General features: G+C 70.9%; 12 protein-coding genes. 10 read left to right on the plus strand and 2 right to left on the minus strand.

The features are described from left to right. Positions 1–46 precede the first annotated feature (46 nt). The 5 genes from ACFY2X_RS25490 (at position 47) to nagZ (ending at position 4,330) form a co-directional block, all read left to right on the plus strand. Positions 47–283, plus strand: a complete 237-nt coding sequence (locus tag ACFY2X_RS25490; protein ID WP_389941977.1) for a glucose PTS transporter subunit EIIB — start codon at positions 47–49, stop codon at positions 281–283. Between the two features lie 51 nt (positions 284–334). Then, a complete protein-coding gene (locus ACFY2X_RS25495; protein WP_389941980.1) occupies positions 335–781 on the plus strand; it encodes a PTS glucose transporter subunit IIA in 447 nt (148 codons plus the stop codon). Positions 782–892: 111 nt separating this feature from the next. Next, positions 893–1,150: an HPr family phosphocarrier protein gene (locus ACFY2X_RS25500; protein WP_389941983.1), complete on the plus strand. Its 258-nt coding sequence runs from the start codon at positions 893–895 to the stop codon at positions 1,148–1,150. Continuing rightward, positions 1,147–2,826, plus strand: coding sequence for a phosphoenolpyruvate--protein phosphotransferase (gene ptsP, locus ACFY2X_RS25505; RefSeq protein ID WP_389941986.1), 1,680 nt, complete (start codon positions 1,147–1,149; stop codon positions 2,824–2,826). The genes ACFY2X_RS25500 and ptsP overlap by 4 nt, the downstream gene beginning before the upstream one ends. Positions 2,827–2,995: 169 nt before the next feature. Next, positions 2,996–4,330: a beta-N-acetylhexosaminidase gene (nagZ, locus tag ACFY2X_RS25510; protein WP_389941989.1), complete on the plus strand. Its 1,335-nt coding sequence runs from the start codon at positions 2,996–2,998 to the stop codon at positions 4,328–4,330. Positions 4,331–4,332: 2 nt separating this feature from the next. Here nagZ and ACFY2X_RS25515 read toward each other — a convergent pair whose 3' ends face one another. Both ACFY2X_RS25515 and ACFY2X_RS25520 read right to left on the minus strand, forming a co-directional pair. Next, positions 4,333–4,458 (minus strand): hypothetical protein, encoded by a 126-nt coding sequence (locus ACFY2X_RS25515; RefSeq protein WP_389941992.1) that lies wholly within the window; start codon positions 4,456–4,458, stop codon positions 4,333–4,335. Between the two features lie 82 nt (positions 4,459–4,540). Next, positions 4,541–8,905, minus strand: coding sequence for an HAD-IC family P-type ATPase (locus ACFY2X_RS25520; protein WP_389941995.1), 4,365 nt, complete (start codon positions 8,903–8,905; stop codon positions 4,541–4,543). Positions 8,906–8,994: 89 nt separating this feature from the next. Between ACFY2X_RS25520 and ACFY2X_RS25525 the strand changes: the two genes are divergently transcribed. The 5 genes from ACFY2X_RS25525 to ACFY2X_RS25545 all read left to right on the plus strand — a co-directional run bounded on the left by ACFY2X_RS25525 (position 8,995) and on the right by ACFY2X_RS25545 (position 13,378). Next, complete coding sequence (locus ACFY2X_RS25525) at positions 8,995–9,831, plus strand: hypothetical protein (RefSeq protein ID WP_389941998.1); 837 nt, start codon at positions 8,995–8,997, stop codon at positions 9,829–9,831. A 590-nt stretch (positions 9,832–10,421) separates the two neighbouring features. Beyond that, positions 10,422–11,066 (plus strand): HAD family hydrolase, encoded by a 645-nt coding sequence (locus ACFY2X_RS25530; RefSeq protein ID WP_389942001.1) that lies wholly within the window; start codon positions 10,422–10,424, stop codon positions 11,064–11,066. A 159-nt stretch (positions 11,067–11,225) separates the two neighbouring features. Further along, a complete protein-coding gene (locus ACFY2X_RS25535; RefSeq protein WP_389942004.1) occupies positions 11,226–11,732 on the plus strand; it encodes a DUF6912 family protein in 507 nt (168 codons plus the stop codon). 209 nt (positions 11,733–11,941) lie between these two features. Further along, positions 11,942–12,574 carry an HAD family hydrolase gene (locus ACFY2X_RS25540; protein WP_389942007.1) on the plus strand — a complete coding sequence of 211 codons (633 nt, stop codon included), beginning with the start codon at positions 11,942–11,944 and terminating at the stop codon, positions 12,572–12,574. Positions 12,575–12,652: 78 nt separating this feature from the next. After that, positions 12,653–13,378, plus strand: coding sequence for an HAD family hydrolase (locus ACFY2X_RS25545; protein WP_389942394.1), 726 nt, complete (start codon positions 12,653–12,655; stop codon positions 13,376–13,378). Positions 13,379–13,390 lie beyond the last annotated feature (12 nt).

The following is a 13,390-nucleotide window of genomic DNA, read 5'->3' on the forward strand; positions in this document are numbered from 1 at the left end:
TCACAGACCTGGACAGGGGGCGGTCCGATGACGACTGGAGGGCGACATGGCAGCCAGCGCTGATGCGATCATCGCGGGGCTCGGCGGTGCGGACAACATCATTGAGATCGAACCGTGCATCACCCGGCTCCGCACCGAGGTGCGTGACGCCTCCAAGGTCGATCAGACGGCGCTCAAGGCCGCAGGCGTGCACGGCGTGATGGCCGCGGGCAACATCGTCCAGGTGGTCGTGGGCCCCGAAGCCGACACGATCGCCAGCGACATCGAGGACATCATCGGCTGAGCAGGCGGGGACGGCCCCGCCTTCGCGGGCGGGGCATGCCGAGGGGGTGTGATGACCACAGTTCTGGCCCCGGTCGCGGGGGCGGCCGTGGGTCTGGGGGCGGTGCCCGACCCGGTGTTCTCGGAGGGCCTGGTCGGGCCGGGGATGGCGATCGAGCCCGACAGGGCGCCGGGCCGGGCGGTCTCACCCATCGCGGGCAAGATCATCAAATTGCATCCGCACGCGTTCGTCGTCGTCGACGACGACGGCCGGGGAGTTCTGGTTCACCTGGGCATCGACACCGTGCAGCTCAAAGGGGTGGGGTTCGAGCTGCTGGTGTCCGAGGGGGATCGGGTGAGCGCGGGACAGCCCGTGGTGGCCTGGGACCCCGCCGAGGTCGAGGCGGGCGGGCGTTCTCCCGTCTGCCCGGTCGTGGCGCTGGACGCGATCGAGGGGGCCGTGACCACGCTCGCCGAGGGCCTCGTGCGCGCGGGAGACGAGTTGTTCCAGTGGACATGAGGCCACGGCCCGCAGGGTCTCCCACGATCGGCCGCGTCCGGCCGGTCACCTATGACCAGACAATGAGCCGGGCGGTCTAGACCGCCCGGCCGACTCTCGCAGGAGGAACACGTGGCCGAGCGCCAAGTCACCGTCAAGGCCGAGGTCGGCCTGCACGCCCGTCCCGCGGCGACATTCGTGCAGACCGCGGCCAAGACCCCGCTGGACGTCACCGTCGCCAAGGGGAACGGCAAACCGGTGAACGCCAAGAGCATCCTCGCGGTCCTGTCGCTCGACGTCCGTCAGGGGGACATCGTGGTCATCGCGGCCGAGGGCGAGGGCGCCGACGAGCTCGTGGATCAACTCGCCCAAATCGCGTCGGCGCCATGAGCGCGCTCACGGGGGTGGGCGTGAGCCCGGGCATCGGCTTCGGGCCCGGCTACGTTCTCACGCACGAGGTCCCGATGCCCGCGGACGTCACCCGCCGGGACGACGCCGCGGCGGAGCGGGCCAGGGCCGACCGGGCGCTGGAGCAGGTCGCCGCCGACCTGGAGGAGCGGGGGACGCTGGCGGGCGGCGAGGCCCAGGCGATCCTGAACGCCCAGGCGTTGATGGCGCGTGACCCCGGCCTGGCCGTCGGGGTGGCCGAGCTGATCGACGCGGGGAAGACCGCCGCCCGCGCGGTCTACGAGGCGTTCGGCGGATATCGCGAGATGCTCGTCGAGGCCGGAGGATATCTGGGCGAGCGCGCCGCCGACCTGGACGACGTCAGGGACCGGGCCGTCGCCGTGCTCGAAGGCGTGCCGATGCCGGGCCTGCCGTCCCGCGCGGCGCAGCCGTACGTGCTCATCGCCCGTGACCTGGCGCCCGCCGACACCGCGCTGCTGTCCAAGGACGTGGTGGCCGCCTTCGTCACCGAGCAGGGCGGGCCGACCAGCCACACCGCGATCCTGGCCCGGGCGATGGGCGTCCCGGCCGTCGTGGCCTGTCCCGGGGCGATCTCGATCGCCCCGGGCACGCCGGTGCTGGTGGACGGGGCCTCCGGTCTCGTACGGCTCGCGCCGTCGGACGCGGAGGTCACGACGGCGAGGAACGCCGCCGCGGCCAGGGCGGCCGTGCTCGCGGCCGCCACCGGGCCCGGGATGACCGCCGACGGGCACGCCGTGCCGCTGCTGGCCAACATCGGCGGGCCGCGTGACGTGGACACCGCGCTGGAGTACGGAGCGGAGGGCGTCGGGCTCTACCGGACCGAGTTCCTCTTCCTGGGACGGACGACGGCGCCCGACGAGCAGGAGCAGGAGGCCGCCTACCTGGAGGTGCTGAACGCCTTCCCCGGCGGCCGGGTGGTCGTTCGGACACTCGACGCCGGGGCGGACAAGCCGCTGGCGTTCCTGCCCCCTCAGGGGAACGAGCCGAACCCGGCCCTGGGAGAGCGCGGGCTCCGGCTCTTCAGGACACACCCGGAGATCATGAACGCGCAGCTCGGTGCCCTGGCGCGGGCCGCGGCCCGATCATCGGCCAAGCTCCAGGTGATGGCCCCGATGGTGGCCACCGCGGAGGAGGCCGCCTGGTTCGCGGCCGCCTGCAAGGACGCGGGGCTGCCGTCCGGAGGCGTGATGATCGAAGTCCCGTCGGCGGCCGTGCGCGCCTCCGACCTCGCCGAGGAGGCGGACTTCTTCTCGATCGGCACCAACGACCTGGCCCAGTACACCTTCGCCGCCGACCGCCAGGTGGGCACGCTGACCGCGTTGCAGGACGCCTGGCAGCCCGCACTGCTCGATCTGATCATCATGGCCGTGAACGGGGCCGTCGAGCGCGGCAAGGCGTGCGGGGTCTGCGGGGAGGCCGCGGGGGACCCGGTCCTCGCATGCGTGCTGGTCGGGCTCGGTGTCAGCTCGTTGTCGATGGCCGCCCCCGCGCTGCCGGCCGTACGGGCGGCGCTGGCACGTCACACCCTGGAGCAGTGCCTGCTCGCCGCGCAGGCCGCCCGGGCCGCCACGTCCCCTCAGGAGGCGCGCTCCGCGGCCCGTTCGTATCTGCCGGGGCTGGCCCAGCTGGCTCTCTGACGGGACCGTACGGCTCGCGTCACGCGGGCCGTACCCGTCACCAGGTCCTCGGCCGAGGTGCTTTCCCGCACGCCGTCCCCGGTTCGGTCTCATAGCGGAGAAATCCGGCAACCGGCGCAAGTGGTCAGGTTGGGCGCGCCCGGTCGCTCGCGCGGATAGCGTGGAGCCCATGCTTGGGTCCATTCGTACGACTGGTTTTGCAGTGATCGCGACCGTGGTGGCCGGGTGCGCCGCCCCGGGGGCGGCCGAGCCCGTCAAGCCCGCCGCGAGCCGGGCGAACGACACCTCCGTGAGTGCCGCCCCGGCGGCGCCCGCGGCACCTTCGACGCCCGCGCCGCCGCAGACGTCGAAGTCTTCCGCGGTGGAGGCCGCGCTCGCGCGGATGAGCGTGGAGGAGAAGGTCGGGCAGCTGTTCATGCCGGTGCTGTACGGCTCGGCGGCGAACACGGTCTCCGGGGAGAACCAGGCGCGATTCGGCGTGGGCGCCCCGGCGAAGATAATCGAGAGATACCGGCCGGGCGGGGTGATCCTGTTTCCCTGGGCGGGCAACATCAAGAACGTCCGGCAGGTCGTGGCGCTGACCAACGGGTTGCAGAAGGCGTCGCCGAAGATCCCGCTGCTGATCGGCGCCGACCAGGAGAACGGCAGGATCTCCCGCCTCGCCCCGCTGGTCACCGAGATGCCCGGAGCCTCGGTCATCGGCTCGACCGGCGATCCCTCGCTGGCGCGCAGGTCGGCCGAGGTGACGGGCACCGAGCTGCGCGCCCTGGGCGTCAACCTCGACTTCGCCCCGGTCGCCGACGTGAACATCAACCCCCGCAACCCGGTGATCGGCCCCCGCGCCTACGGCTCGGACCCGAAGAAGGTCGCGCCGATGGTCGCCGCCGCGGTCCGCGGCTTCCACGACGCCGGGATCGCCGCCACGGCCAAGCACTTCCCCGGCCACGGCGACACCAGCGTGGACAGCCACACCGGGCTGCCGGTGATCCAGCACTCCCTGTCACAGTGGTACAAGCTCGACGCGCCGCCCTTCGCCGCCGCCATAGACAAGAACGTCGACGCGATCATGAGCGCTCACGTGGTCATGCCCAAGCTGGATCCGTCCGGTGATCCGGCGACGCTCTCCAAGCCGATCCTGACCGGGCTCCTCCGCGAGAAGCTCGGTTTCGACGGGGTCGTCTCGACCGACGCGCTGAACATGGCGGGGGTGCGTGAGAAATACGGCGACGGGCAGGTGGCCGTGCGGGCCGTCCAGGCCGGGGCGGACCTGCTGCTGATGCCGCCGGACTATCGCAAGGCCCACCAGGCGGTGCTGGACGCGGTGAAGACCGGGAAGATCTCCGCCGAGCGGCTCGACCAGTCCGTCCGGCGGCTGCTGAAGCTGAAGGCCGCCCGGGGGCTGCTGGAGAAGGTTCCGGTCGCCGATCCGGCCGAGGCCGAGCGGGTGCTGCGCTCGGCCGAGCACCGCCAGGTCGCCAAGCTCATCGCCGACCGGGCTCGCTGACCCTAGGCGGGCTGGAGGCCGCCGCGCCGGGTCATCGCGAGGATGAGGGATTCGACGATGCGCATGACGAGCGCCTCGATCAGAAAGATGAGCGCCTTGGCGAGGACCGAGGCCAGGAAACCGGACATAGCAACCTCACATAGGAAAAAATACCTTTCTATAGGATATTCCAGGATGAAGTTACACAAAACGGACCTTGAAGATTGCCGTTCAGTGAACACTCGATGACATCTCGCGCATCGACGCCTGGACCGCCGCTCCGAGAAGCGTGGTGACGACGGCGCTTCCGAGGGCGATGCTCCATCCCACGGGCCCGAGCGGGCGGCAGCCGAAGAACCGGGACAGGCCCGGGAGCGAGACGGCCAGGCCCAGAGCGGCGAGAGACGCGAGCGAGGCCAGCACGACCACACGATCCCGGCTGCCCAGGGCCAGAGTCTGGCACAGCTGCGCCGACACCAGCGCGACCAGCCCGATCGTGTCCGCCCGTCCCCGGGTTCCGGTCATCCGCCCGATGGACCAGGCCACGCCGGCCGCGGTCGCCGTGGTGACGGCGCGCAGGTAGATGTCGCGGGTCAGGGAGGCTCCCAGCGAGGCCTCCGGGCCCTCGGCGAGCAGTTTCTCCGGGCTGGACGCCGCCGGGGGCCGGACGGCCACCGCCATCGCCGGCAGCATGTCGGTGAGCAGGTTGACCAGCAGCAGCTGGCGGGCGTTCAGCACGTTCCTGCCGGTGACCAGGCTGGACCCGATCGCGAAGACGATCTCGCCGATGTTGCCGCCGAGCAGAATGCTCAGGGCGTCGCGGACCGAGCTCCACATCGCCCTGCCCTCGATGATCGCATCGACGATCGTCTCGATGCGATCGTCGGTCACCACGACGTCGGCGGCGGTCCGGGCCGCCGCGGTGGCCCGGGATCCGAGGGCGATTCCCACGTCGGCGGTGCGGATCGCGGGGGCGTCGTTGGCGCCGTCACCGGTGACCGCCACGACCTTGCCGGACCGGCGCAGGCAGCTGACGATCCGGACTTTGTGCGCCGGAGTGGTCCGGGCGAAGACCGCCACGTCGGGGAGCGCCTCGATCAGGGTGTCGTCGTCGAGTTCGTCGAGTTCCGGACCGGTCATGATCCGCGCGCCGTTCAGCGCGTTGAGCTCGGCGGCGATCGCCTCGGCGGTGCTCGGGTGATCACCCGTGATCATGACGATCCGGACGCCCGACCGCATCAGGCGCCCGACGCTCTCGGCCGCCGTGGGCCGGACGGGGTCGGCCAGGCAGAGGAAGCCCAGGAAGGTCAGTCCTCCGATGCGGGACTCGTCGAGGTCACGACGGTCGGAGGCGGGACGTTCGGCCACCGCGAGCACCCGGTAACCCTGCAGGGCGAGCCTGTCGACCTCCTTTTCGAGCTCCGCCTTGAAGGCGTCGTCAAGAGGGACGACCTGGTGGTCGCGGAGCAGGTTCGCGCAACGGGAGAACACGACCTCCGGGGCGCCCTTGACGCTCAGCAGGTGCCCCGAGCCGTCCTGGCCGAGCACGGCGTGGTAGCCGCGCCCCGGCTCGAAGGGAAGCTCGTCGATCCGCTGCCAGACTTCCCGCCCCTCCTCGGGCGTCACGCGCAGCCGTCGGGCTCCGTTCATCACGGCGCGGTCGGTGGGATGAGGGGCGGGCTGCCCGTCGTCGTGCCGCGGGCTGGCGCGCAGTGCGGCGGCTACGATCCGCCTCAGCTCGGGCGTCAACTCCTCGACAGGCGATTCGGCGCGCCCGTCCGAAACGCATCTCAGGCTGATGCGACCCTCGGTCAGCGTTCCCGTCTTGTCGAAGCAGAGCACGTTGACCCGGCCGAGGGCCTCGATCGTGGAGGGGTTGGGCACCAGGGTGCTGTGAGCCGACAGCCGCCGCGCGGCGGCGAGCTCCGCGACCGAGGCGATGAAAGGCAGTCCTTCGGGCACGGCGGCGACGGCGAGGCTCACCGCGGGGGCGAGCGCCTCCGGCAGCGACCTGCCGCGGAGCAGATCGACGGCCATCAGGACGAGACCGGAGCCGATCGCGACCGGAAGAACGCGCCGGGTCAGCGCCCGCAGCCGCAACTGCACGCCGGTCGGTGGATGCCGCTCCACGCTGAGCCTGGCGGTCCGCGCCGATTCGGTCTCCTCACCGGCGGCGACGACCACGGCGAGCCCATGACCGGCCGCCACCGTCGTGCCCTGGTAGACCATCGAGCTCCGGTCGGCGACGGCGGGGGCGCTGGTGGGGGCCGGTGACTTGGCGACGAGCAGGGATTCGCCGGTCAGGCCGGCCTCGTCGATCTCCAGGCCGATGGCCGTGAGCACCCGGCAGTCGGCCGGTACGGCGTCGCCCGCGCGCAGTTCGACGACATCGCCCGGGACGAGGCTGTCGGCGGTCGTCTCCTCGCTCGCCTGGGGACGACACAGCCGCGCGCGAACCGCGACCGTCTCGGTCAGGCGGTGCAGCGCCCGGTCGGCCGCGAACCGCTGTCCCCCTCCGATCAGCGTGTTGACGATCACGACGGTGGCTATCAGCACCGAGTCGGAGATCGAACCGACCACGGCGGATACGCCTGCCCCGGTCGCGAGTACCGGGGTGAGCGGATTGGCCAGTTCCTCGACGGACGTACGCAGCAGCGAATCAGGGCCGTCGGGGACCCCGGCTCTCGACGAGGCTCTCCGCCGTACGGCTTCCGCCTCGGTGATGCCGCTGGGTGAGGAATGCAGGCGCGACAGGACGTCCTTGGCCGACATGGCGTGCCAGGGGGTGCGGTCGGTCCGGATCGGGCCCGCTTCGCGCCCGACGTTTCGCGCCGCCCACTCGCCGACGGCGATCGCGGCCAGCGCCGTACCGTCACTCACCAGGCCGGCTCTGTGCACCGACGTCTTCCGCGCGCCGACGGCCATCAGCGTGGCTCCGACGGCCGCCCCCGCCGCGCTGAGCCATACGCACTGCTCGCTCGTTCTCCTCGCCGGTCCCAGGCAGCTCAGAAGCAGGTGGACCCCGTCGAGCTCGCTGAGCACGTCCGCGTCCCAGGGCAGGCGGCCTGACCGGTTCAACACGCCGATGCCCAGATCGGCCTGGGCGAGCGCGGCCATGGAGCGCCTGGACACCACGGCGACGCCGTGACCGTCGGCCTGGAGCGCGCGGACCGACGCGGTCAGCCGGGAACCGCCTGGCACGGTCTCGTCGATGCCGAGCCGCCGGCCCAGCCCCCGGTCACCTCCCGCCAGCACCACGGTGCATCCACCCCCGGCCGCGGCGACAAGGGCATCCGCCAGAGGATGGACCTCCGGTGCCAGGCCGACCAGGGCGACGGGGTCGCCGTCCCTCGTCACGACGACGGCCCGAAGTCCCCGGGCGGTCCACTCCGGCGCATCCGCCGGGACGAGCCCGGCCGGGTCCGCCAGCGGTTCGGCCGCCCACGTGTCGCGTTCCCGCCGGGAGGCCGGGTCGGTGAAGTCGAGCAAGGTGTAGAGCCGCGCGTGCAGCTCGCCGGTGTCCACGCCGTCGGCAAGGGGGACGACGCGGTCGATCGCCCAGGAACCTGTAGTGAGCAGCGCGGCGTCGAGAACGACCCTGTCGATGCCGTCCATGCGGCGCAGGGCGTTGCCGTTGAGAACGATCGTGCCGCGTTTTGCCAGGGCGCGCCCGACCGAACTGGCGAAGGCTTCGCGACCCACCTTCGCCGCCTTGGGCGTCGTCGCGACCAGCATGGCGAGCCCCCGCTCCGGGCTGTTGCTCACGACGCGTGTCAGCCCGGAGGCACCCACCGCCACCGGGCCCACGATCCGCTCGAATCGTTCCACGGGACTGTGCGCCAGGGGAGTCGGACGTGGTCTCTTCGCCATCCGGACGTGCCGGTAGGCCCCTGCCCTGGACGCCAGCTCATGCTCGTGCGCCTTCCAGGCCTGCTGCGCGTTACGCGCCTCCACGTAGCGGCCTGCGGCGGAGGCCGACTGGACGAGCAGCCCGAGCGGGCGCAGCGCGAGCGTGTGGGCGATGATGTTCGCCGTTGTGAACAGGCCGCCGGTGGCGGACTGGCCAAGGCGTCGTTCCAGCCCGGTGCGGATTTCCGGAGTGGCCTCGGCCAGATGCAGCAAGGTGGGGAGGGCGGGGGAGAGCGGCGGCGCGTGGACCACACGCCCGGCGAGCGCCAGACCGGCCCCGACCAGGCTCGCGCCGAGCCGGATGCCGGCACGCGTGTGCTGCTCCAGCAAGGTGGACACCGTCGACCCCGTGGGCTGCTCCTGTTCGGTGTCCGGCTCGGCGTCGAGTTCGTCGACAATCGACATCAGCAGTTCCACGTCGACCGAGTCGACGTCGCCGCCCACGAAGATGGAGCCGAGGGCGCCGTTGACCTCCGCCCGCTCAACGCCTTCCAACGCGAGCAACAGCACTTCGAGCCGCTGCGCCAGCCGTTTGGTGCCCGGACCGCCGATCCTGCGCAACTCGATATGGAATCCACCGGGACAGGCCCGTCTCCCGCGAGGACGCGGCAAGGTGCTTCGGATCGCGTCGGGCATGACGCCCCACAGCGCCTCGGTGGAAAGCGTGAGCACACGAGACAGGAACATTCGGTTCTCCAGCGAAGAAAACACTCAGGCCGACCAGGCCGTGGTGACACATGGCCTGATCGGCCGCATCATTGCGCCGCTGCGCTCACTTGGAAGCGCTCGCGGACGCGGTCTTGCGGGTCGAGGAACTTCCCGCCCGGGAGGTGGTGCTGCGTGTCCGGGTGGCGGTGCTCCCTGTCCGGGCGGCGGTGCTCCCTGTCCGGGTGGCGGTGCTGCGTGCCCGGGTGGTGGTGCTTCGGGTCGGGGTTGCGGTGGTTCCTGTCCGAGCGGTGGCGGTTCCCGCCTTGGTGGTGCGTGCCCGGGTGGTGGTGCTTCGGGTCGGGGTTGCGGTGGTTCCTGTCCGGGCGATGGCGGTTCCCGCCTTGGTGGTGCGTGCTCGGGTGGCGGCGGTTCCTGCTCGGGTGGCGGTGCTGCGTGCCCGGGTGGTTCCTGCCCGTGTGGCGGTGGTGGTTCCCGCCCGGGAAGTGGTGCTTCTTGACCGTGTTGCGGTGGTTCCTGTCCGAGCGGTGGTGGTTCCCGTCTTGGCAGTGGTGCTGCGTGCCCGGGTGGCGGTGGTGCGGGTCGGTGTTGCGGTGCTGCGTGTCCGGGTGGCGGTGGTGCGGGTCGGTGTTGCGGTGCTGCGTGCCCGGGTTGCGGTGTTGCGTGTCCGGGCGGTGGTGGTGCGGGTCGGTGTTGTGGTGGTGCCTGTTCGGGTTGCGGTGTTGCGTGTCCGGGCCGTGCTGGCCCGGGGCGGGGTGGTGGTGGTTCTTGGGGTTCGGCCGCTGGTGGTGCGGGCTGGAGGAGAAGTGCTCCCCGCCCGGAGAGCGGGCATCATGCGCCGGCTTTCCCCACGAGCACGCTGGGCGATCACCGTTCCGACTCCGATGGCCGCGGCGACAGGCCATTCGATCAGCCCTATCGCCGCGAGGGCGCCAAGCCCTCCGTAGTAGACCAGGCGCTCCGGCGCCGGCAGGAACGACCGGGCGACGTCGACGGCCTGGCCCGCTTCCTGCCGGCTGACGCGCGGCAGGCGAACGCGCGGGACACGCGGAGGCTTGAGCTTCAGCGTCATCATCGGCAGGTTCAGCGTGAGGGAACGGCCGCCGCGCTTCTGCCCTGTTGGCTCCTGCTTGGCGGGCTTCGGCTTCGCTGAACTCCGTGCCGCGGGCTTGCGTGCGGTGGTCGCGGTGGACCGCGACGGCGTATGGGCACGCGGCCGGGGAACCATTTCACTTACAGTCGTCATGGCCCCTCCTCACAAGAGTCGAGGAATCGGTTCAATTGGAGATCCACAAGAGGTGGACGATGCCTCCTACGTGCGGTTTTGTGGCCATGGGGCCATTCTCATAACGTTCCTCGAACCAAAGCCGCGAAACTCGACTTAACCCTAGAATCGGACATTCAGGCAGAATCCTTCGATTGGGCGGGGCTCACCCACGACCCGATTCCGTCGCCGGTTCGGCACCACCTCTGCCGGGTCGCCCATCGGCTATGCCTAACCTGGAGCTCCTGGAGCGGGTTCCAACAAGGAGGCGAGATGCTCAAGGGCGTGCTGATCGACTGGGGCGGCGTGCTCACCACCAACCTGTCCGAGGCGATCGCGGAGTGGATCGTCGCCGACCGGATCGACGCCGACCACTACCGGGACGTCATGCGTGAGCTGATTCTGCACGCCTACGAGGGCTCGGAGAGCGGTGAGAACACCATCCACGCACTGGAGCGGGGTGAGATCTCGGGGCTGGACTTCGAGCGGGACCTGGCCGCCAGGCTGATCACGACGGACGGTGTGCCGCCACTCGCCGAAGGACTGCTCGCCAGGATGTTCGCCGGTTTCCGGCGGGTCGAGCCGATGTACGACATGCTTCGCCAAGCCCGCGCCGCCGGGTTGCGGACCTGCCTGCTCTCCAACTCGTGGGCCAACGACTATCCCCGCGAGGGCTGGGAGGAGGTCTTCGACGAGATCGTCATCTCGGGGGAGGTCGGCATGCGCAAACCCGAGCCGAGGATTTTCGAGCACGCGCTCGGCAAGGTCGGCCTGACCGGGCAGGAGTGCGTCTTCGTCGACGACATCGAGGCCAACATCACGGCCGCCCGCGCGCTCGGCATCGTCGGCCTTCACCATCGGGAGCCCGAGCTGACCATCATCGAGCTGGAGGTGCTCTTCAACGTGCCACTGCGCTGAGGCCGTGCTCGCCGGAGTCGTCCGACCTCCCGTGTCCCTCCGCGCCCGAACGCACGCCCGGTGCGCCGGATCTCGCGACCCGGTCGCCGGGACTGGCACACTCGATGGATGATCGGCGTCGAACCGGCGCCGGTGTCGGAGCAATAGATCGAGGCATGGATGCGCGTCTACCTGCCGTGCACGCTCCCGGGGCTGGCTCGTGTGGCCGCCGCGAAGGAGCTCGGCCCGGCCCCGCTGACCGGCTACGCGGTCACCCCCGCGTTGATCGAGTGGTATGTCTCGGGTGACACCGAGGAACTGGAATACGTCGCCCTGACCGAGGCGGCCAGGGCGTCACTGCGAATGCTGACCGCCGACCGCGCCGACGGAGTGAAGGTGCCCGCGCGCCGGGTGGTGATCGCCGCCGAGGTGCCGGACGACAGCGTGAGCATGGGCGCGAAGCTGGAGGAGCGTGCGCGGGTACGGCTCGCCGCGGCGGTTCCGCTGGCGAAGATCGCCGCGGTTCACGTGGACGACCCGTCCGCGATGGAGGACGTCGAGGCCGCGATCGCCGCGCTGCCCGCGGCCGACCGCGGTGACGACGACGCCCAGTTCGTCGTGGACGGAGCCGAGGCCAACGAGCTTCTGTGGTACGCCACACAGGAGATACCCGACCTGGTCGGCTGAGCACTCCGGGAAAGGCCCCGGCACATGGGAACGCGTAGGGGATGACCGGGGAACGGCCTCGGCCGGTCCCCGCCGTTCGCCGTGCCGGTCCCCGCCGTTCGCCCCGCCGTTCGCCATGTCACGGTGCCCGCTCGCCCCGTCGCGGTGCTCGTGCCTCGCCTGGCCGCGGTGTTCGCGCCGGCGCGGGCCTGGCTACCCTGGGAGGCGATATGAGACACATTGTTTGGGACTGGAACGGCACGCTCTTCCATGACATCGACGCCGTGGTCGCGGCGACGAACGTGGTGTTCGAGCCCTACGGGCTGGGCTCCTATGACGTCGACGGCTTCCGGGCGGTCTACACGCGCCCGATCTGGGCGGCCTACGAGCGCATGCTCGGCCGTTCCCTCTTCGAGGGCGAGTGGGAGAAACTGGACCTCGGCTTCCACGAGAACTATCACCGGCTGATGCTGGAGTGCGGCCTCACGCAGGACGCGGTCTCCACTCTGGAGAGCTGGCAGGCGGCAGGCGGCAGGCAGTCGCTGCTGTCCATGTGGACGCACGAGCGGCTGGTGCCCACGGTCGCCGAGTTCGGCATCGACCGCTACTTCACCCGGGTGGACGGGCTCCGCGGCGGCTCCGGCGGGCACAAGGCCGACTCGATGGTGACGCATCTCGCGGCGCTCGGGGTGGACCCGGCCGACGTGCTCGTGATCGGTGACAGTGTCGACGACGCGCACGCCGCCCAGCATGTGGGCGCACGGGCCGTGCTCTACACCGGTGGCGTGACCAGCCGGGTGGATCTGGAGGCGTTGGGCGTCCCGGTTGTGGACACTCTCGCGAACGCCATCGATTACGCCTGAAACGGTTCGGCATTGGCGGCGGTCCGGGTACGGCGGTAGCCGTACTCTGGGCATCCGTACCCATTTCGGGAGGCCACGATTAGCCGTCTCGTTCTCTGGAACGTCGACCTCACGCTCGTCGACGTGTCCATCGTCGCCCGTGACGCGTACGCCGAAGCTTTTCGGCAGGTCACCGGGCGGCCCTTGGTCAAGCTGACCCAGCCCAACGGCCGCCCGGACTCGGAGATCGTCTTCGAGATGCTCGCCATCAACGGGATCGTCGCCGAAGACGCCCACCTCCCGAAGTTCCTGGACGCGCTGGCCGAGGCCTTCCACGCCCGGCGCAGGCGCCTGGCGAAGGAGGGCCGGATGATGGCCGGGGCGAAGGACACGCTGAAGGCCGTGGCGAAGCTGGACGGCGTGGTCCAGTCGGTGCTCACCGGCACGATCAAGAGCAACGCCGTGCACAAGCTGACGGCCTTCGGCCTGGACCGCCACGTGGACTTCGAGGTCGGCGGATACGGCGAGGAGGTCTACCCCAAGGCGACCCTGCTCCAGGTCGCACAGGGCAGGGCCAGGCAGAAGTACGGCGCGACCTTCGACGGGGGCAACACCGTGCTGATCGGTGACTCGGCCAGAGACGTCCAGGCCGCCAAGATCGCCGGGGTCGCGATGATCGCGGTCGCCACCGGGCGCTCTCTCCCGGCCGAGCTTCACGAGGCGGGCGCCGACGTGGTCCTTCCCGACCTGTCCGACCCGTCGGAGGTCGTCGCCGCCGTGACCGGGCTCACCTCCCCGGCTCGCCACGTTTCCGGGCCCTCCTGAGGCCGGGAAACC

The sequence above is a fragment of the Streptosporangium sp. NPDC000396 genome (assembly GCF_042898655.1).
Taxonomy (GTDB): Bacteria; Actinomycetota; Actinomycetes; order Streptosporangiales; family Streptosporangiaceae; genus Streptosporangium.